The sequence below is a fragment of the Sphingomonas sp. MMS24-J45 genome, assembly GCF_044881195.1.
GTDB lineage: Bacteria > Pseudomonadota > Alphaproteobacteria > Sphingomonadales > Sphingomonadaceae > Sphingomonas.
This window is the reverse complement of record NZ_CP173255.1, coordinates 807,601-827,065: the sequence shown is the minus strand read 5'-3', so window position 1 is coordinate 827,065 and position 19,465 is coordinate 807,601. Positions and strand designations below refer to the sequence as shown.

The following is a 19,465-nucleotide window of genomic DNA, read 5'->3' as shown; positions in this document are numbered from 1 at the left end:
GTGGGGCGGCCCGTTGAGCAGCCGGACCGTGCCACCCATACCAACCCACCCCCCACCCCTCCCTTCCAGGGAGGGGAGACGCAGCCGCTCGACCACCGCGCCGATTTCCCCGCGATCCCGGCAGGCTGGGCGTATCTTGATACCGCCGCCACCGCGCAGAAGCCGCAAGCCGTAATCGACGCGATCACGCGTGCCTATGACACGACCTACGCCACCGTGCATCGCGGCGTGTACCAACGCTCCGCCGACATGACGCTGGCATACGAGGCTGCCCGGCGCACCGTCGCGCGCTTCATCGGCGCGGGCTCCGAGAACGAAATCATCTTCGTGCGCGGCGCGACCGAGGGGATTAATCTGGTCGCCGAAAGCTGGGCGGGGACGCAGCTCAAGGCGGGCGACCGTATCCTGCTCAGCCAGCTCGAGCATCACAGCAACATCGTGCCGTGGCAGATGGTGGCCGAGCGCGTCGGCGCGCACATCGACGTGATCCCGCTGACTGCCGATCATCGTATCGATCTTGATGCGATGGCGGCGATGATCACGCCCGCGCACAAGCTCGTCGCGCTGGCGCATGTCTCCAACGTGCTGGGTTCGGTGCTCGACGGGCGCCGCGCCGCCGACATCGCGCATTCCGTCGGCGCGAAGATCCTGCTCGATGGCTGCCAGGCCGTGCCGCGTATGGCGGTCGATGTCCCCGCGCTCGATTGCGATTTCTACGTCTTTTCCGCGCACAAACTCTATGGCCCGACCGGAATTGGCGTGCTGTGGGCGCGGCCGGATCTGCTCGACGCGATGCCGCCCTATCAAGGCGGCGGCGCGATGATCGACAAGGTCAGTTTTTCGGGGACCACCTATGCCCCGCCGCCGGGCCGGTTCGAGGCGGGAACGCCGCATATCGTCGGTGCGCTCGGGCTCGCGGCCGGGATCGATTATGTTCAGGCCATCGGGCTCGATCGCATCCACTCGCATGAGACCGCGCTGGTCGAATTGACCCGCGAGGCGTTGTCCCGGATCAACTCCGTAACGCTCTATGGCCCTGAGGATTCTGCCGGAATCGTCAGTTTCAGCATCGCGGGGGTGCATCCGCACGACATCGGCACCATCTTGGACGAAGCCAACGTCGCGGTGCGTGCGGGGCATCACTGCGCACAGCCACTGATGGAATATCTCGGCGTCGACGCGACCGCGCGGGCGAGCTTCGGGGTCTATAACAGTGCCGCCGATGTGGATGCGCTGGTGCGCGGCATAGAACGAGTGACGAGAATTTTTGGATGAGTGGGATTTTCGGATGAGCGACCGGATCGAAATCGAGGAAGTGAGCGCGGTCGAACAGCCGCCGCGCGCGCGCGTGGAGGATGTGGCGGAAGTCCGCGAGCGCAAGCGCGATTATCTCGACGGCTTCCTGTCGCAAAAGCCGCAGGGGCAGCCCGCGGGCGAGCCGGGTGGGGAGTTGTACGAGGCGGTCGTTTCGGCGTTGAAAGAGATTTACGACCCGGAAATCCCGGTCAACATTTACGATCTCGGGCTGATCTACGGCGTCGATGTCACCAATGATGGCCACGCCGTCGTTACGATGACGCTCACCACGCCGCACTGCCCGGTGGCCGAGACGATGCCGACCGAAGTTGAATTGCGCGTCGGCGCGGTGCCGGGAATCGGATCGTCCGAAGTCAATCTGGTGTGGGACCCGGCGTGGGACCCGGCCAAGATGTCCGACGATGCGAAGCTTGAGTTGGGAATGCTGTGATTATTCCCCTCCCGCAAGCGGGAGGGGAGTTTAAGGAAGAGAAGCCGATGACGACCACCACCCGCACCCGTCCCGCAGCCCTCATCCTCACGCCCTCGGCCGAGGCGCGGATTGCCGACCTTATGGCAAAGGCCCCGGCGGACGCGATCGGCGTCAAGCTGTCGACCCCGCGCCGCGGGTGCTCGGGCCTTGCTTACTCGGTCGATTATGTCAGCGAAGCCAAGCCCTTCGACGAACGCATCGACACACCCGGCGGCACGCTGTTCGTTGACGGCGGATCGATTCTGTACCTGATCGGCAGCACGATGAACTGGGTCGAAGACGATTTCGCGGCGGGCTTTGTTTTCGCGAACCCCAATGCCAAGGGGGAATGCGGGTGCGGCGAAAGCTTCACGGTCTGATTTGAGGAACACACGACATGGCGGGACTTTGGTTCGACGAATTGACGGTCGGGCAAACCTTCGACCATGCGATCCGCCGGACCGTGACCGAGACCGACAATCTGCTCTTCTCGACGCTGACGCACAATCCGGCGGCGCTGCACCTCGATGCCGAGGCGATGAAGGGCAGCGATTATGGCCGGATCATCGTCAATTCCACCTTCACGCTGGGGCTGATGGTCGGCGTGTCGGTCGGCGACACCACGCTCGGCACCGCCATCGCCAATCTGGGGTGGGACGAGGTGCGCTTTCCAGCACCCGTGTTCATCGGCGATACGCTGCGGATCGAAACCGAAGTGGCCGATCTGCGCGAATCCAAATCGCGACCCAATGCCGGGATCGTGACCTTCATCCACCGCGCCTATAACCAGCGCGGCGAACTGGTCGCCACGTGCAAGCGCAGCGGGTTGCAGCGGAAGAAACCGGCATGAGCGTGCTGCGGTCCTGGCTGTTCATCCCCGGCGACAGCGAAAAGAAGCTGGGCAAGGCGGATGCGACCGGCGCAGATGCGCTGATCCTCGATCTCGAGGATTCGGTTGCGGCGGAGAATAAGCCGCGTGCGCGAAATCTGGTCGCGGCGTTCCTGCGCGAGCGTCCGAAAGACGCGCGCACGAGCCAGCTTTGGGTGCGCATCAACCCGCTCGACAGCGGTCTGGCGCTAGGCGATCTGGCGGCGGTGGTGGCTGCTGCTCCTGACGGAATCATGCTGCCGAAATGCACTGGCCCGGCCGACATCCTGCGGGTGTCGCACTATCTCGATGCGCTGGAGGCGCAGGCGGGTGTCACTGCAGGTGCAATCCGGATCGTGCCGGTTGCCAGCGAAACTGCCGCTGCGCCCTTTACGCTCGGCGATTATGCAGGCGCGAAGCTCGATCGGTTGCTGGGGTTGACCTGGGGAGCGGAGGATTTGTCGACCGCGCTCGGCGCCAGCACCAATCAGGATCCCGCTGGTGGATGGGCGCTGACCTATCGGCTGGTGCGCTCGCTCACCTTGCTGGGCGCGAAGGCGGCGGGGGTGCAGGCGATCGACACGCTTTACGTCGATTTCCGCAACGAGGCGGGCTTGCGCGACACGTCACGCGCGGCGCGGGCCGAGGGCTTTACCGGACGCCTCGCCATCCACCCGGCGCAAGTCGCGGTTATCAACGAAAGCTTCTTGCCCTCGGCGGAGGAAATCGCGCACGCGCGCCGCGTGGTGGCGGCCTTTGCCGATGCACCCGGCGCGGGCACCGTCGCGATCGACGGGCGGATGACCGATCTGCCGCATCTGAAACAGGCGCAGGCAATATTGGCGCTCACCGGCACCGCCTGACGCACGGGCGGCTTACTCGACCAGTACCTTGCCCATTGCAAGATCGATCTGCGCCTGACAGCGCGGCAGCAGCAGATGCCGGATCATCTCGACATCGTTTTGCAGCGTGACCGGATCGATCCCCTCGGCCCCGCGCAAGGCGTCCTTGACCCACCCGCTCGTGTGCGGGTGATCGAGCACCCAGGTGATCCGCGCTTGCGTGAGTGCGAGCATCAACTCGGGCTCGGCGCGCAGCGTGCTGTGCGGCAGCGGCAGCATCACGACTGAACCAGCGCGTCGCGCGCTTCGGCGGTGGTCGGCGCTGCTGCGCCGACCGCTTCCCACGCCAGATCGCCGGTGTAGCGCCACGCCATTTGCCCGGCATCGTCCAGCGCAAAGAGATGGAGCCAGCGATTGTCGAACAGCGCGCGCACGCCCGGATGCCGCTCCAGGATCGCCGACATCGCCTCGCGCGGGGCTTCGATGCAGACGCTCAGCCGCAACGGTTCATGCGCCAGGTCCTTGCCGTCATACACCGATTGCCACGGCAGACCGGCGCGCAGCGTGCCGCCATTGCCCTCGACCACGCCGATCCCGCCGACGACGTTGTGCAGCAATTTGTTGCCGCCACCGAACAGATCGGGCGCAACGCTCGATCCGTAATATTGCAGGCTGATCCAACTCGCGACGACGACCGGGGCGGTCATGATCAGCTCGAGCACGCCGAAGCCCGCATCGTCCTGCCAAGTGTAATCGTGCAGAAAGGCGCGGCCGTGCAGCGACTTGCCCGTGGTCCGGCTGCGCGGCGCGGCGATGAACGCCTTGCACCCGGCCAGCGCCCATTCCGGCCGCGTTTCCGCCCAGTCGCGGCTGCGCCGGGCAACGTTACTCTCGCTCAGCGCGCGCGGCAGCCGCAAGGCGCGCTCGCCGCGCGTCAGGGCGCCAGCGTCCGCCAGGAAGCCGCGCGCTCGGATGACGTCGGCGCGGTGCGCGGGCGAGGGGTGATCGCCCGCATAGATCAATACCGTGTCGGTGGTCGTGTCGTGCAGCGCCGCCAGGAACAGCGTGCTGCCCGGGATCACGATGCCCAGGGCGCGCAACCCTTCGCGGACGGCGGGATCGTTGAGCAATCCGGCGAGCAGCCGGGCGTTCACCTCGCCCGAGTAACCGCCGCATGCGCCGCAGTGCAGGCCGCTGGCGTGCGGATTGTTCACGACGTTGGCGCCATGCCCGACCAGCAGCACCAGCGGCGCGAAATCGCGCGTCAGCGACATGGCGCGCAGGACCGACGCCGCCATGCCGACCTTGGTCGCGTCGTCCAGCGGGGTATCGGGCTGCGGCGCGGGATCGTTCGGTACGGCATTGGGATGCCGCGCCAGTGCATCGCGCAACAGCTTGCCGATATAGACCGGCCCGGCCGCCTCGACAAAGGCGAAGGAGGATACCGCCGCCAGCTTGAAGCGACCCCACGCCCGCGTTGCCCGCGCCTTGTAGCGCGCCATCGTGTCGGCATCGGTCGCGCCGCCCGCGTGCGAGGTCAGGCCGGGGTTGAGCAGCACGGGGAGGCGATGCTCCGCCACGTCCGATGCGAAGCGGCGATGTGACGCCGTGAGGCCGAAGAAGCCGGCGAAGCCCAGCGTCTGCACGCCCGGATGGACCGATTCCAGCGCCCGCCGGAACACTTCCGATCGAACGTCGATGCAGAAGGCGGCTTGCAGGATCGGCGGTGTGGGGTCGGCAAGGGGATGGGCGGCGGACAGGGTCCGGGCAAGTTCCTGCTGTGCGCCGCGTTCGCACGCTTCCTGCAGGATCGCGTCGACCGCCGCATCCGCGCTCGGCGTGACGGGCTGCGCGTGCGCAAGGCGCGCGTCGTCCCACGCTTCCGCGATCAGCGGCGCATACTGCGCGAACAGCGCCTCTTCCGATACCAGCCGGATCGCCAGGAAATCGGTGATCGTGGCGTCGTCCGCGCCCGCCAGTTGCGCTTGCCAGCGCTTGTAGCGGGCATACTGCGCCCATCCGCCAAGCGTGATCAGCAGGCCGTGGAAATAGGTCCTCGCGGCATCGCGCGGCAGCGCCAGGCGATCAGCGGCGCGGGCGAGAGCATTCTCCGCCGCCTCCGGCGCGTCGGCCACGAAGCTGGCGAAGTCGGTCAGACCCGCGATCTCGGGCGTCAGGTCGTGCGTCGCAACTGCCTGCCACGCGGCATAGGCACTCCGGCATTTCGGTGCGGCCCAAAGCGCCTGCCCCTCATCGAAATAGGCCGCTGCCCAGGCGCCGAAGCGTTCGGCGATGATGCCCGGCCAATCGACGCCCGATACCTTTGCCGCCAGATCGGCAATCGTCGGGACCATCGCGATCGGGGCGCTGGGGCGCTGTGCGGCAGCCTTTAGTGCCGCGACCGAGGCGGGCCGGTGGAGTTCAGGTGCTGCCGCAAGCGCCGCCGCAAGATCGTCGTCGCTCACCGTGCCGCTGGCGATCCGCTCACGATACCAGTCGCGCGGCATCGTGATCGGCGCACCCGCCACCCGCGCGAGCAGTGCACCGGTCTCCGCCAGCGTGCGGTCGGTCTGCCCGAAATAGGGGTTTACCGCGACGCTCGACGCGAGCGGCCACACCGGCGGGATGGCATTGGCCGCCGCATCGGCTGCCGCTGCCAGCGTTTGCGGATCCACGTATTGCTGTTCGACCCCGCCCGACACCGACCTCTCCTCCTTTTCCATTTTCCGCACCGACCGAAGCGCCCAGCCGCCGAGCATCCGATCGAACAAGGCGTTGGCGTACAGGCCGTTGGACAGATGCACGCGCAATCCCGCAGCCGCCGGGTGGTACGCCCACAAAGGGAACATCGCCTGCGCCACCGCGACCAGCGCGAAGCTCAGCACGGCGAGCACCATCAGCGCCCATTCGAGCGGCCCCGGCATCGGCGTCGCGGGTAGCGTTCCGGCGGTCAGCGCGAGCGCGATGGCGTGCAGCGCGAAATAACCGACCGACGCGGCAACCGCATAAACCGCCACGCGGCGGGTGAGTGCGCGCGGTGCGGCATCGGCAAAGCCCTGTGCGAACAGATAGGCGATGCCGAAGATCAGGATCGCGCCGAGCGCCGCACCTTGCGGCGATTGGTGATGGAAACCGAATGCCGCGCCGATCGCGCCATAGATGCCGAGCGCGACCAGGAACGCCCGGCCCACCGCCTTCGCGTCGGGGATCGCAACCGGGCCCGGCCGCCGCGCCAGCGCGATCCGCTCGACAGCGCCGCCCGAGGCGAGGAAGCTGTGCGCCTTGTAGAGCGAATGCGCGACGATGTGCAGCAGCGCGAGCGGGAACAGCGCCAGTCCGCATTGCATGATCATGAAGCCCATCTGCGCGACGGTCGACCAGGCGAGCGAGGTCTTCACCGCGGGCTGCGTCAGCATCACCAGCCCGCCGAACAGTGCGGTAAACCCGCCGATCATCACCAGCACTGCGAGCACGCCGGGCGCGAGAAGCATCACGTCGGCAAAGCGGATCAGGATGAAACCGCCGGCATTGATCACCCCGGCGTGCAGCAGCGCGGACACGGGGGTCGGCGCCTCCATTACTTCGGTCAGCCAGCCATGCAGTGGGAACTGCGCCGATTTGAGCAAGGCCGCGATCGCCAGCAATCCGGCTGCAGCGACCGCGAGGCCGCCCCCTTCGCCGCCGCGCGCCGCCGACAGGATCGCGGCGATGCTGGTCGTCTGGTACGCCAGGCCGAGCAGCAGCGCCGCGCCGATCAGCGCCGCATCCGCCGCCCGCGCCGTGACGAATTTCTTGCGTGCTGCGCGTTGAGCCGCAACACGGTCGGGGTAGAACAGCAGCAGGCGGTGCAGGCCCAGGCTCGTCGCGATCCAAGCCAGCACCAGCTCGATCAGATTGCCCGACAGCACCAGCAGCAGCACCGACGCCAGCGTCACGCACAGCCAGCCGGTGAAGGCGTTGTGGCGCGGCTCGCCGTCGAGATAGGTGGCGGAATAGCGCACCACGATCCACCCGACGAACGACACGAGCAGCCCAAGCGTGACGCTCACCGCGTCGAGCCGCGCGGCGAAACCATTGCCACCCCACCCGATCACGCGCGTGTCGACCGGCCCATGCGTGAGCAGCACGACGGCGGAAATCCCGGCGATGATGATCGCGAGCGCCGCCGCTGCCTCCGCCAGTCGCGCGGCGGTCCGCGCGCGGTTCTGCGGCGCGACGAAGGCCAGGACAGCACTCAGCAGAAGCGCGAGTGGTGCGACAAAGGGCAGCAGGTCGAATGGCATCGGCATATCCCGAATGCGCGAAAGTGCGCTTGGGGACGGTCCATTACGCCGGCGATTTGATCAGATAAAATTCATTGTCTTTACGCTATCGTTCTGTTTTATAGAACGAAGTGAAGCAGCTCAACTTCAACCATCTCCGCTATTTCTGGGCGGTCGCGCACGAGTCCAGCCTCACCCGCGCGGCGGAACGGCTGAACCTCTCGCAATCGGCTTTGTCGGTGCAAATTCAAAAGCTTGAACACCAGATCGGCCATGCGCTGTTCGATCGCGTCGGCAAGAAACTGGTGCTGACCGAGGCGGGCCAGATCGCGCTCGATTATGCCGACACGGTGTTCCAGGCGGGCGACGAAATGCTCAGCACGCTGGAGGGACGCCCGGTGGCCGACCGCCAGATTCTGCGGGTCGGCGCGCTCACCACGCTATCGCGCAACTTCCAGATTCAGTTCCTGCGCCCGCTGGTCGGTCGCGCCGATGTCGAACTGATCGTGCGGTCGGGCACGATCCGCGACCTGCTGGCGCAACTGGAGGCGCATACGATCGACGTGGTCCTGTCGAACAGCGCCGCGCCGCGCGATGCGCGGGCGTCGTTCCGCAACCATCTGCTCGATCAGCAGCCCGTCAGCCTGGTCGGTCGGCCCCGCCCCGGCAAACGCGCCTTCCGCTTTCCCGACGATCTGCGTCACGAACCGATCCTGTTGCCGAGCCTGGACAGCGACATTCGCGTCGGGTTCGATCATGTGCTCGATCTGGCGGGCATCCGGCCGATCATCCTGGCCGAGGTCGACGACATGGCGATGCTGCGTTTGCTGGCGCGCGAACGCGAGGGCGTCACGCTGGTGCCCCCCATCGTCGTGTTCGACGAACTCCAGTCGGGGGTGCTAGTCGAGCATTGCCGCGTGCCGAACCTGACCGAGACATTTTACGCGATCACGCAGAAACGGCGTTTCCCCAACCGCCTGCTGGCCGATCTGCTGGACCGCGCGAACCTCTGATCCGCCGTTACGGAATCGGTACGAATCGCGGAATCGCGCCGGGCTCCGCCGGCCGCCGTGGGGCCGCGCAGTTGCTTATCGATCCAGATTAAGGCTCAATGCTCGCAAAATATACCAGAGGGGATGATTCGCCATGGGGGAAGCGCCTGTCACCGCGGCTGACGTGTCCCCGGCGTATAACCCCGTCCGCACCCGCAGCGATTGGGATGCAATGCGCGCGGCAGTGCTGGCCGACCCGGGCGCTTTTCATGGTGAGATTGCCGGCCGTGCGATGCATTGGTTCGTCGCGGATGTCGGCGCCTCGGGCGCGTGGCTCGCGCGGGGCGAAGATGGCCGCTGGTCCGGCTGGGACGCGGCGAGCGGCGCGGCGATCAGCCCTGACCTGCCCACCGATTTCACCCCCTGGTCGCAGGCGTTCGACGGATCGCAGCCGCCGCATTGGCGCTGGTTCGTCGGCGGGCGCACCAATGCCTGTTTCAGCGAGGTCGACCGCCATGTGCTGAGCGGCCACGGCGATGAAACCGCGCTGATCTTTGAAGGCGACCGGTGGGACATGTCGGCTGCAGGCGGTCAGGGCGCGCCGGTCGATTGCTTTCACGTGTCGCGCAAGCAGTTGCTGCTGGAGGTCGCCAAATGCGCGCTGGCGCTGGAGGCGCTTGGGCTGAAGGCGGGCGACCGCATCGCGCTCAACATGCCGAGCATCGTGCCGCAGATTTACTGGACCGAAGCAGCGAAGCGGCTGGGCATCGTCTACACCGCCGTGTTCGGCGGGTTCAGCGACAAGACGCTGTCAGACCGGATTTGCGACGCCGGTGCGCGCGTCATCGTCACCTCCGACGGCAGCTATCGCAATGCGCAGGTCGCTGCGTTCAAGAACGCCTATACCGACCCGGCGCTCGACAATTATGTGCCGGTGGCGACTGCGCTCGCGATCCTCGCCGAGACCGACCTCGAACTGGCAGAGGCCGAAACCACGACGATCCTCGACACCGTCAAGGCGACGTTGGCGGGCGAAGTGTCGGTCGAACGCTCCGACGTGATGCGCGGCGTCGGGCGCGCGCTGATCACGCTCGGCAATGAAGGCCGCATCAGCAGTGCGGATGCCGCGCGCGTCCGCATCGCCATCGCCTCCAGCCTCGTCACGCTGCCGCCGCGCGTCGAGACGGTGATCGTCGTGCGCCACACCGCGCAGCCCGACGTGATCTGGCGCGAGGAGCGCGACCGATGGAGCCACGATCTGACCGATGCGGCGCTGGCGACCTTGCTTGCCAAGGCGGGTGACGCAGGGTTCGCGGTCGCGAACGAGGCGGAGTTGCTCGCACTGCCCGATGCCGACTTCGTCCGCGCGATCTGGGCGTCGTCCAAGCCGTTGCCGGTCGATGCAGATTACCCGATGTTCTTCATCTATACCTCGGGCTCGACCGGAAAGCCCAAGGGCATCGTTCACGCGCACGGCTATGCCGCGGGCGTCGCCGAGACGATGGCGGTGGCGTTCGACGCGCGCCCCGGCGACACGCTGTTCGTCGTCGCCGATCCGGGCTGGATCACCGGGCAGAGCTATCTGATCTGCGCACCATTGATGACGCGGGTGACCAGCGTGGTGTCGGAAGGGTCGCCGGTCTTCCCGCACGCCGGGCGCTTCGCCTCGATGATCGAACGGCATAATGTCACCATCTTCAAGGCGGGCGTCACCTTCCTCAAATCGGTGATGTCGGACCCGTCGAACCTTGCCGATCTGCAGCGCTATGACATGGGGCGGTTGCGCGTCGCGACCTTTTGCGCGGAGCCGACCAGCCCTTCCGTGCAGGCGTTCGGGATGCAGCATGTCGTGCCGCAATACATCAACAGCTATTGGGCGACCGAGCATGGCGGGATCGCGTGGACGCATTTCTACGGCAATCGCGATTTCCCGCTGAAGCCCGATGCCCATGCCTATCCGCTGCCGTGGATCGTCGGCGATGTGTGGGTCGAGGATGAGGAAGCGAGTGGTGACGCGACGCCGTTCGTGCGCGACGGGGATGCGGGCGTGCCGTGGCGGCGCGCGAAAAAGGGCGAGAAAGGCGAGATCGTCATGGCCGCGCCTTACCCCTATCTCGCCCGCACGATCTGGGGCGATGTCGATCGCTTCCACGTAACGAACGGCAGCGTCGCCGCCGAATGGCGCGGCGATTCCGCGCGCTGGGCGGAGGGCTATTGGAAGCGCTGGCGCGGCAGCTGGGCCTATACCCAGGGCGATTTCGCGATCGCGCACGATGACGGGTCGTTCTCGCTCCACGGGCGCAGCGACGACGTCATCAACGTCTCGGGCCACCGCATGGGCACCGAGGAGATCGAGGGCGCGGTGCTGCGCGACAAGGCGCTCGACCCGGATTCGCCGGTCGGCAACGTCCTGGTGGTTGGCGCGCCGCATCGCGAGAAGGGGCTGACCCCGCTCGCCTTCGTCGTGCCGGTGGCGGGTCGCAAGCTGACGATCGACGACAAACGCCGCCTGTTCGATCTGGTGCGCAGCGAGAAAGGCGCGGTCGCGGTGCCCGCCGATTTTATCGAAGTCTCGCAATTCCCCGAAACGCGCTCGGGCAAGTATATGCGCCGCATGGTGCGCGCGCTGGTGGAAGGCGGCGATGTTGGCGACGTGACGACGCTGCGCAACCCCGAGGCGCTGAGCGAACTCAAAACCGCGATCGACGACTGGCAACGCAAGCAGCGCTTGAGCGAGGAGCAATCGCTGTTCGAGCGCAACCGCTATTTCCTCGTCCAGTACAACAATGTCGCGCCGGGCAAGCGCGTCGCGACGGTCACCGTCACCAACCCCCCGGTCAACGCGCTCAACGAACGCGCGATCGATGAGCTGGTCGTCGTGGTCGATCAACTCGCGCGCAAGGACGATGTCGTGGCGGTGGTGTTCACCGGGCAGGGCACCGCGTCGTTCGTCGCGGGCGCCGACATTCGCCAGATGCTGGAGGAAATCCACACGCTCGACGAAGCGATGGTACTGCCAAACAATGCGCAGCTCGCCTTTCGCAAGATCGAGACGATGGGCAAGCCGTGCATCGCCGCGGTGCAGGGCGTGGCGCTGGGCGGCGGGATGGAATTCGCGCTGGCGTGCCATTATCGCATCGCCGAGCCGACCGCGCGTTTCGGCCAGCCGGAGATCCGCCTTCGCCTGTTGCCCGGTTATGGCGGGACACAGCGTCTGCCGCGTTTGCTCGCCGACCGGAATGGTGCGGAGGGCGTGCGCGATGCACTCGATTTGATCCTGGGCGGGCGCAGCATCGACGCGGCGGCGGCCAGCACGATCGGCCTGGTCGATACTTTGGTGGACGGGGCACAGGACGCGCTGAGCGCTGCCCACGCGGCGGTGCGAGCCTTTGTGAAAGACGGCGAAAGCAGCCCGCTCGGTGCGGCCTATGCCGCGCGGCAGGCGGCGACCAAGGCGTGGGAGACGGCCTCCTCGGTCGATCTCGACGCAGTGTTGGCCGATGATTTCCTGAAGCGGATCCAGCGCCAGCTCGACTGGGCTGGTCGCAGCACCGCGGGCAAGCGCGCGCTGCAAGCGGTGCGCACTGGCCTCGAACATGGCATGAGCGCGGGCCTCGCGCGCGAGGCGGCGCTGTTCGCCGAGGCGATCATCGATCCCGAAGGCGGCAAGACCGGCATCCGGCAATTCATGGACAAGGTCAGCCCGCCGCTGCCTGTCCGGCGCGACGGCGTGTGGCTGGATGAAGAGCACGAACCTCGCGGGAAAGCGCTTGAGGCGGCGGGCGAATTGCTCCCCGTCGGCGCGCCATTCTACCCCGGCGTCACGCGCATCCCGGAGTGGCAATACGCTTTCGGCATCGCCCGCGATGCGGAGACCGGCGCGCCACGCTTCGGCCCGCCCGCCAGCCATGAGCGTGAACTGATCGTGGCGGTGCCCGAGCCAGCGCCGAACGAAGCCTTGCTCTACATGCTGACCAGCGAGGTCAATTTCAACGACATCTGGGCATTGACTGGCATCCCGGTGTCGCCGTTCGATGCCCATGAGCGGGATGTCCAGATCACTGGCTCCGGCGGTATCGCACTCGTAGCCGCACTCGGCAGCGAGACGCGCGCAGAAGGCCGCGTGAAGGTCGGCGATCTCGTCACGGTGTACTCCGGCACCAATGATTTGCTCAGCCCGAATGTCGGCAACGATCCGATGTACGCCGATTTCTCGATCCAGGGCTATGAGACCGAAACCGGCAGCCATGCGCAATTCCTGACGGTGCAGGCGCCGCAAATGCACGCGATCCCGCCCGACCTGACGCTGGAGCAGGCGGGCAGTTATGTCCTCAACCTCGGCACCATCTCGCGCTGCCTGTTCACGACGTTGCAGATCGCGCCGGGGCGGACGCTGTTCGTCGAGGGTGCCGCGACCGGTACCGGGCTCGACGCCTTGCGGTCGTCGGTGCGCACTGGCCTGCAGGTTACCGGCCTTGTGTCCTCGCCAGAGCGCGCGGCGTTCATCACGGAACAGCAAGGCGCAGTCGGCGCGATCGATCGCAAGGACCCGCGCTTCGCCGACCTCTATACGATCGTCCCCGAAGACCCGGAAGCCGCGCGCGCATGGGAGGCCGCAGGCGCACCGCTGATCGCCGAATATGAGGCGCTGAACGGCGGCAAGCGTGCCGATTATGTCGTGAGCCATGCCGGTGAGACCGCCTTCCCGCGCAGCTTCCAATTGCTTGCGGACGGGGGGACGCTGGCGTTCTACGGCGCATCCTCGGGCTATCATTTCAGCTTCATGGGCAAACCCGGCAGCGCATCGCCCGAGGAGATGCTGCGCCGCGCCGCGTTGCGCGGGGGCGAGGCGGTGCTGATCTATTACGGGCCGCGCTCCACCGCCTTGCTCGACGAGACGGGCCTCGAAATGATCGAGGCCGCACGCCGTTTCAACGCGCGCAGCGTCGTCGCCACCACCACCGACGGGCAGCGCGAATTCCTGCAATCGCTGGGGTTGGAGGATGCGATCGAGGGGATCGTCAGCCTCGAATCGATCCGGCGCAAGGAAGGCGCCAATTTCCTATGGCCCGACACGATGCCACGCCTGCCCGATGCCAAGGCCGATATCGAAATCTTCAAGGCGGCGGTGCGCGATTATCAGGACCGCGTGATGAAGCCGTTCGGCTCGGCGATCGGCAAGATCCTGCGCTCCCCCGACAATCCGCGCGGCAGCCCCGATCTGGTGATCGAACGCGCTGCGCAGGATACGCTCGGCGTCTCGACGTCGCTGGTGAAGCCCTTCACCGGGCGTGTCATCTTCGCCGAGGATCTGGCCGGGCAGCGCTTCACCTTCTACGCGCCGCAAGTGTGGACGCGGCAGCGCAAGATCCTGATGCCGACCGCCTCCATCCTCGGCACGCATCTGTGCAACGCGTTCGAAGTGGCGCGCATGAACGACATGATCGCCGCGGGTCTGCTGGAAGTGACCGAGCCGCAGGTGGTGCCATGGGATGGCCTGCCGGAGGCGCATCAGGCGATGTGGGACAACCGCCATTCGGGCGCGACCTATGTCGTCAACCACGCGCTCCCGGAACTGGGCCTGCGCAGCCGCGATGCATTGCTGGAAGCTTGGGCAGCCGGGGAGGCGCAATCGTCGGTCGCTTAATCACGCCGCGACCGCGAAGTCCGGTTGCCGTAGCGGGAATTGGCTGTAAGATCGCGTCCGTCCTCCCCAGGCTCTGAACACGTCAAAGTGCGATCACGAGGTCGCATGTAGTGGAGAGTGGACATGGCGAAGGCAAACACCGCGACCATTGCGACCGGCGCAGGCCGATTGGCTGGCAAGATTGCCGTCGTCACCGGGGCGGCGGGCAATCTCGGCGGCTATATCGTGCGGCACTATCTCGCCGAGGGCGCGAGCGTGGTGATGACCGGCCGCACGCCCGATCGCACCGAAGCCGCCGCCGCCGCGATCCGCACCGAAACCGGCGTCGATGTCGCGCGGCTCGCCACCGTGACGCTCGACGGCGGCGACCCGCAGTCAGTGCGGGCTGCCATCGCCGAGGTCGTGGAGCGCTTCGGGCGGATCGACATCCTCGTCAACAATGCCGGATCGGCCGGACCGAAGCAGCCGATCGAGCAATTGCCGATCGATGCCGAGGAACTCGCCGCGCTGAAAAAGTCCGGCTCGAGCGATGGCGAGACCGTCGGCGACGCGATCCGCAACATCTTCGGCGTCGCGTGGAACGTGTCACGCGCCGCGGCGACCGCGATGGGCGAGGGCGGGTCGATCATCAACGTGTCGACCATCTTCTCACGCACGCCTTATTATGCGCGCACCGCTTATGTCGTGCCGAAGGCGGCGATGAACGCCTTCTCGCGCGAATTGTCGCTGGAGCTTGGCCCGCGCGGGATCCGCGTGAACCTCGTCTTCCCCGGCCCGATCGAAAGCGAGCGGATTCGCAGCGTCTTCGCGACGATGGATACGATGCGCGGCGACGATGCCGGGACAACCGCGAACCAGTTCTTCGACATGATGTCGCTGGAACGCGCGACCGGCGGCAATGCCAAGGCCAAGACCTTCCCGACGCCGACAGACATTGCCACGACCTGCGTGTTCCTCGGCAGCGACGAATCCGCCGCTTACAACGGCCATGATTTCGAAGTGACCCACGGCATGACCGTGCGCAAGGAAGAGCGCGCGACCTATCTGTCGCGCCCGACGATGCGCTCGATGGACGGGGCGGGGCTGGCCGTGCTGATTGCGGCGGGCGACGGCTGGCAGGAGGCTCTCGAGATCGCCAATATCCAGATCGCCTGCGGCGCGCGCGTGCTGCTCGGCCTAACCCGCCAAGCCGATGTCGCGATCGCGCAGGCGCGCGCCAAGGCGGAGGGGGCGGACGACCGACTGACGATCGTGCGCTTCAACCGCAGCGAACCCGCCGCGATGGAAGCCGCGCTCGACGCCTATACGCAGCAACATGCGCCGATCACCGGCGCGGTGTTCATGCCGGTGCTCGGGCCGGGTGAGCTGGTCGGCGATCTGGTGGATGCAAGCGACGAGGATGTCGCGCGGTTTATGGATGTCGAACTCGCGGGCAATATTGCGCTCGCCCGTACGATGAGCCGCTATTGGAAGCGCAACGACACGTTGCTGCAGGAACCGCGCTTCGTGTTCCTCACCAACCCGAGCGACGGCAAGGGCGATGTCTACGCCCAGATGCTGCGCGCCGCGACCGAGCAATTGATCCGCATCTGGCGCGATGAATCCGAAATCGACGTAGCGCATGGCCGCAGGCGGCAGGCCGAATGGGGCAATCAGATCGTCCGCTTCGGCAATAGCGAGGCGGAGAATACGCGCTTCACCGCAGGGCATGCCGCGCGCATCCTGCTGAAGGAAAGCAAGATCCGCGAGGTGACGCTGTACGTCCCCGGCAACATCGGCGAGGCGACGGGTTCGCGCAAAGCCATGCCTGGGTTCAGCGAGAACATCACCGGCCTGCACCTGGGCAAGGTCGCGCTCATCACCGGCGGTTCGGCCGGGATCGGCGGGCAGGTCGCACGCCTGCTCGCGCTCGCCGGAGCCAAGGTAATGATGGTCGCGCGCCGCGAGAGCGAACTCGCGGTCGCCCGCGCGCGCATCGTCAGCGAGCTGGAGGATATCGGGTTCGCGGGCGTCGAACGCCGGGTCCAGACGCTAGGCAATGTCGATGTCAGCAACTTCGATTCGTTGAAGGGGGCGGTCGACGCGACCCTCAAGGCATTCGGGCGGATCGATTATCTGATCAACAATGCCGGTGTCGCAGGCGCCGAGGATATGGTCGTCGATATGAGCGTCGATGCCTGGAACTACACGCTCGACGCCAATCTCATCTCCAATTTCTTCGTCATGCACCATGTCGTGCCGCTGATGAAGGCGCAGGGATCGGGCTATGTGCTCAACGTTTCATCCTATTTCGGCGGCGAGAAATATCTCGCGGTCGCCTATCCCAACCGCGCCGATTACGCCGTGTCGAAATCGGGCCAGCGGGCGATGGTCGAATCGATGGCGCGCTATCTGGGGCCGGAGGTGCAGTTCAACGCCATCGCGCCCGGCCCGGTCGACGGCGATCGCCTCGCGGGAACCGGCGGCAAGCCCGGCCTGTTCGACCGGCGCGGCAAGCTGATCCTCGAAAACAAGCGCTTGAACGCCGTCCACGCGGCGAGCGTCAAGGCGTTGCGCCGCGGCGTGCGGGTCGAGGCGTTGCTCAGCCGCCTGTCGCGCAACGATACAGTGCGCATGTCGCACGACACCAACGTTCCGCGCGAACTCCGCGACCTCGCGCTCGCCTGCGCGCGCGAAGGCGACGGCGTATGCACCTGGGACCAATATCTGCTGACGCCGCAGATCGCGGCGGCGCTCGTCTCGCGCCTGCGTCAGGGCGGCTATTTCCTCGATTCGCCCGAATGGCGCGACCGGCCCGATACGGCAGAGGCGAATGGCGACTGGCTGCTGCGCACGCCGCCCGCAGATGCGCCCTTCCTGCCCGCCGAAAAGATCGCGGTCGAGGCGAAGAAGGTCGGCAGCGGCGTCCTGTCCAAGCTCTACCTCGGCAAGATGCCGACCGAGAGCGACGTGGCGCAGGCGACGGTGTTCTTCCTCGCCGATCGCGCGGTGTCGGGGGAGACCTTCATGCCCTCGGGCGGGCTGTCGGTCGAACGCTCGACCACCGAACGCGAACTGTTCGGCAGCCCGAAGCAGGAACGGCTCGACCAGATGCGCGGCAAGACGGTGTGGATCATCGGCGAGCATCTGGTCGATTACATCGCCGAAACCGCGCGGTCCTTCGTGACCGAGGCGCATGTCGCGCGCGCTGTGCTCATCACCCGCACGGCGGAGGGCGCAGCGACGCTCAAGGACGCCCTATCCGACGTGGCCGATGCGCTCGAGACGATCGTCTGCGGTGATGCCCTCGAAGGCGCGATGGATCAGGCGATGGTCGATTGGGGCCGCCCGACCACTGTGCTCTCCACCCCGTTCGAGGCGCTGCCACAGCGGCTGTTCGAGCGCGACGATCCGCTCGATCCCGATGCCTTCCGCCTGTTGGTCGCGAACAATCTGACCAATCACTTCCGCGTCTCGCGCAAGGCGTCGCTGTACGACGATTGCCAGTTGGTGCTCGCCTCGCCCGACGTGCCGATGGGCGACAAGAGCCCGGCCTTCGCGCTCGCCAATTTCATCAAGACGACGCTGCACGCCTTCACCGCGACGCTGGCGGTGGAGAACGAGCGGCTGGTGCATGACGTGCCGGTCAATCAGATCAACCTGACGCGCCGCGTCCAGTCGGAGGAGCCCCGCAACCTCGACGAGCATCTGGAGGAGGTGAAGCGCTTCGCCCGCGCGGTGCTACTGCTCGGTGCGCCGCTGCCCGATGCGGAGGATTCGCGCTATCGCGCGCGCATCTACCGCGGCATGTCGATGACGGTGTGATGCAGTATCTGGGCTTCGAAAAGCCGATCGAGACGCTCGCCGCGCACGCCGCAGCGCTCCGCCGCAGTGGGGCGGGCGAGGCGGAGGCGGCGATGCTCGATGAACGCGCCGAGCGACAGCTGGTCGATCTCTACGCGCGCCTCACGCCGTGGCAGCGCACGCAAGTTGCACGGCATCCCGATCGCCCGCATTTCCGCCATTTCGTCGAGGGCCTGTTCGACGATTTCATGCCACTCGCAGGCGACCGCGCCTTTGCCGACGATCAGGCGATCATCGGGGGCCTGGCGAAATTCGAGGGTCGATCGGTCATGGTCATCGGACATGTGAAGGGGGAGGACACGGCCACGCGCCTCCACCATAATTTCGGCATGGCGCGGCCCGAGGGCTATCGCAAGGCCATCCGGTTAATGGACCTGGCCGACCGTTTCGGCCTGCCCGTGATCACGCTGGTCGATACGCCGGGCGCCTTTCCCGGCATCGATGCCGAGGCGCGCGGCCAGGCCGAGGCGATCGCGCGCAGCACCGAACGCTGCCTGTCGCTCGGCGTGCCGCTGATCGCGGTGATCGTGGGCGAAGGCGGATCGGGCGGGGCGGTAGCGCTTGCTTCGGCGAACCGCGTCTTGATGTTCGAACATGCGATCTACTCGGTCATCTCGCCCGAGGGGTGCGCCTCGATCCTGTGGCGCGGTGCCGACCGTGCGCCCGATGCGGCGGAGGCGATGAAGGTGACGGCCGCAGATTTGCTGCGCTTGGGCGTCATCCACCGCATCGTGTACGAACCGAAGGGCGGCGCGCATCGCGATCATGCGGGCGCGATCAAGCGGCTCTCGGTTGCGTTGCGGGCCGAGTTGGATGGCCTGAAGACCCTCAGCCCCGCCGAACTCAAGACCGAGCGGCGGAATTTCTTCCTTCAGCTCGGCCGCGCGTCCGCCGCGCCATAACCGCGGCTGATCCAGCGTTCCTCGGTCCTGGTCGCGGCGAACCCCGCGGTGAGGGCCGCTCCCGCAGCCTTCACGTCGTTCGTCGGCCCGCACAGGAAAATGTCGGCGGCGGCATAATCGCGCTCGGGCCAGGTATGGATCGAGATATGCGATTCCGCCAACAGGGCGACGCCGGTGATGCCATGCCCCTCGCCGAAACCGTGGACGTGCAGGTTGAGCAAGGTCGCCCCCGCAGCCTTCACCGAAGCACGCAGCGCCCGCTCCACGCGCGCGATATCGTCGAGCCCGGTGCAGCCGAACAGATCGAGCAGGAGATGCGTCCCGGTAAAATCCACGATGAT

12 protein-coding genes are annotated in these 19,465 nt (G+C 66.6%); 9 read left to right on the top strand and 3 right to left on the bottom strand.

Features of this window, described 5'->3' with window-relative positions; all coding sequences use genetic code 11:
• Genes AB5I39_RS04180 through AB5I39_RS04160 form a run of 5 tightly spaced genes read left to right on the top strand, consistent with a single transcriptional unit; the run spans position 1 to position 3,499 of the window.
• Entirely contained in the window at positions 1 to 1,275 is a 1,275-nt protein-coding gene (locus AB5I39_RS04180; protein ID WP_404371545.1) for an aminotransferase class V-fold PLP-dependent enzyme, read from the top strand.
• 13 nt (positions 1,276 to 1,288) lie between these two features.
• Entirely contained in the window at positions 1,289 to 1,747 is a 459-nt protein-coding gene (locus AB5I39_RS04175; protein ID WP_404371542.1) for an SUF system Fe-S cluster assembly protein, read from the top strand.
• 47 nt (positions 1,748 to 1,794) lie between these two features.
• Positions 1,795 to 2,148: a HesB/IscA family protein gene (locus tag AB5I39_RS04170; RefSeq protein ID WP_404371540.1), complete on the top strand. Its 354-nt coding sequence runs from the start codon at positions 1,795 to 1,797 to the stop codon at positions 2,146 to 2,148.
• A gap of 17 nt (positions 2,149 to 2,165) precedes the next feature.
• Complete coding sequence (locus AB5I39_RS04165) at positions 2,166 to 2,618, top strand: MaoC family dehydratase (RefSeq protein WP_404371537.1); 453 nt, start codon at positions 2,166 to 2,168, stop codon at positions 2,616 to 2,618.
• Complete coding sequence (locus AB5I39_RS04160; RefSeq protein ID WP_404371534.1) at positions 2,615 to 3,499, top strand: HpcH/HpaI aldolase/citrate lyase family protein; 885 nt, start codon at positions 2,615 to 2,617, stop codon at positions 3,497 to 3,499. Before AB5I39_RS04165 ends, AB5I39_RS04160 begins: the two co-directional genes overlap by 4 nt.
• 12 nt (positions 3,500 to 3,511) lie before the next feature.
• Here AB5I39_RS04160 and AB5I39_RS04155 read toward each other — a convergent pair whose 3' ends face one another.
• On the bottom strand, positions 3,512 to 3,757 hold the full coding sequence (locus AB5I39_RS04155) for a hypothetical protein (protein WP_404371532.1): 246 nt from the start codon (positions 3,755 to 3,757) through the stop codon (positions 3,512 to 3,514).
• Positions 3,757 to 7,761, bottom strand: a complete 4,005-nt coding sequence (locus AB5I39_RS04150; protein ID WP_404371530.1) for a putative inorganic carbon transporter subunit DabA — start codon at positions 7,759 to 7,761, stop codon at positions 3,757 to 3,759. The genes AB5I39_RS04155 and AB5I39_RS04150 overlap by 1 nt, the downstream gene beginning before the upstream one ends.
• A gap of 110 nt (positions 7,762 to 7,871) precedes the next feature.
• On the opposite strand from AB5I39_RS04150, the gene AB5I39_RS04145 reads away from it, so the two are divergent.
• The 4 genes from AB5I39_RS04145 to AB5I39_RS04130 all read left to right on the top strand — a co-directional run bounded on the left by AB5I39_RS04145 (position 7,872) and on the right by AB5I39_RS04130 (position 19,124).
• Positions 7,872 to 8,753: a LysR family transcriptional regulator gene (locus AB5I39_RS04145; protein ID WP_404371527.1), complete on the top strand. Its 882-nt coding sequence runs from the start codon at positions 7,872 to 7,874 to the stop codon at positions 8,751 to 8,753.
• A 133-nt stretch (positions 8,754 to 8,886) separates the two neighbouring features.
• Entirely contained in the window at positions 8,887 to 14,379 is a 5,493-nt protein-coding gene (locus AB5I39_RS04140) for an AMP-binding protein (RefSeq protein ID WP_404371524.1), read from the top strand.
• A gap of 123 nt (positions 14,380 to 14,502) precedes the next feature.
• Positions 14,503 to 18,183 (top strand): SDR family NAD(P)-dependent oxidoreductase, encoded by a 3,681-nt coding sequence (locus tag AB5I39_RS04135; RefSeq protein ID WP_404371522.1) that lies wholly within the window; start codon positions 14,503 to 14,505, stop codon positions 18,181 to 18,183.
• Positions 18,180 to 19,124 carry an acetyl-CoA carboxylase carboxyltransferase subunit alpha gene (locus AB5I39_RS04130; RefSeq protein WP_404371519.1) on the top strand — a complete coding sequence of 315 codons (945 nt, stop codon included), beginning with the start codon at positions 18,180 to 18,182 and terminating at the stop codon, positions 19,122 to 19,124. Before AB5I39_RS04135 ends, AB5I39_RS04130 begins: the two co-directional genes overlap by 4 nt.
• Here AB5I39_RS04130 and speD read toward each other — a convergent pair.
• Positions 19,094 to 19,459 carry an adenosylmethionine decarboxylase gene (gene speD, locus AB5I39_RS04125; RefSeq protein WP_404371517.1) on the bottom strand — a complete coding sequence of 122 codons (366 nt, stop codon included), beginning with the start codon at positions 19,457 to 19,459 and terminating at the stop codon, positions 19,094 to 19,096. The two genes, AB5I39_RS04130 and speD, sit on opposite strands and share 31 nt — an antisense overlap.
• Positions 19,460 to 19,465: the final 6 nt, after the last annotated feature.

Excerpts from the sequence above, each read along its gene's own strand:
- AB5I39_RS04175 (WP_404371542.1), top strand. The coding sequence starts at position 1,289 with ATGAGCGACCGGATCGAAATCGAGGAAGTGAGCGCGGTCGAACAGCCG.
- AB5I39_RS04170 (WP_404371540.1), top strand. The coding sequence starts at position 1,795 with ATGACGACCACCACCCGCACCCGTCCCGCAGCCCTCATCCTCACGCCC.
- AB5I39_RS04165 (WP_404371537.1), top strand. The coding sequence starts at position 2,166 with ATGGCGGGACTTTGGTTCGACGAATTGACGGTCGGGCAAACCTTCGAC.
- AB5I39_RS04160 (WP_404371534.1), top strand. The coding sequence starts at position 2,615 with ATGAGCGTGCTGCGGTCCTGGCTGTTCATCCCCGGCGACAGCGAAAAG.
- AB5I39_RS04155 (WP_404371532.1), bottom strand. The coding sequence starts at position 3,757 with ATGCTGCCGCTGCCGCACAGCACGCTGCGCGCCGAGCCCGAGTTGATG.
- AB5I39_RS04150 (WP_404371530.1), bottom strand. The coding sequence starts at position 7,761 with ATGCCATTCGACCTGCTGCCCTTTGTCGCACCACTCGCGCTTCTGCTG.
- AB5I39_RS04140 (WP_404371524.1), top strand. The coding sequence starts at position 8,887 with ATGGGGGAAGCGCCTGTCACCGCGGCTGACGTGTCCCCGGCGTATAAC.
- AB5I39_RS04135 (WP_404371522.1), top strand. The coding sequence starts at position 14,503 with ATGGCGAAGGCAAACACCGCGACCATTGCGACCGGCGCAGGCCGATTG.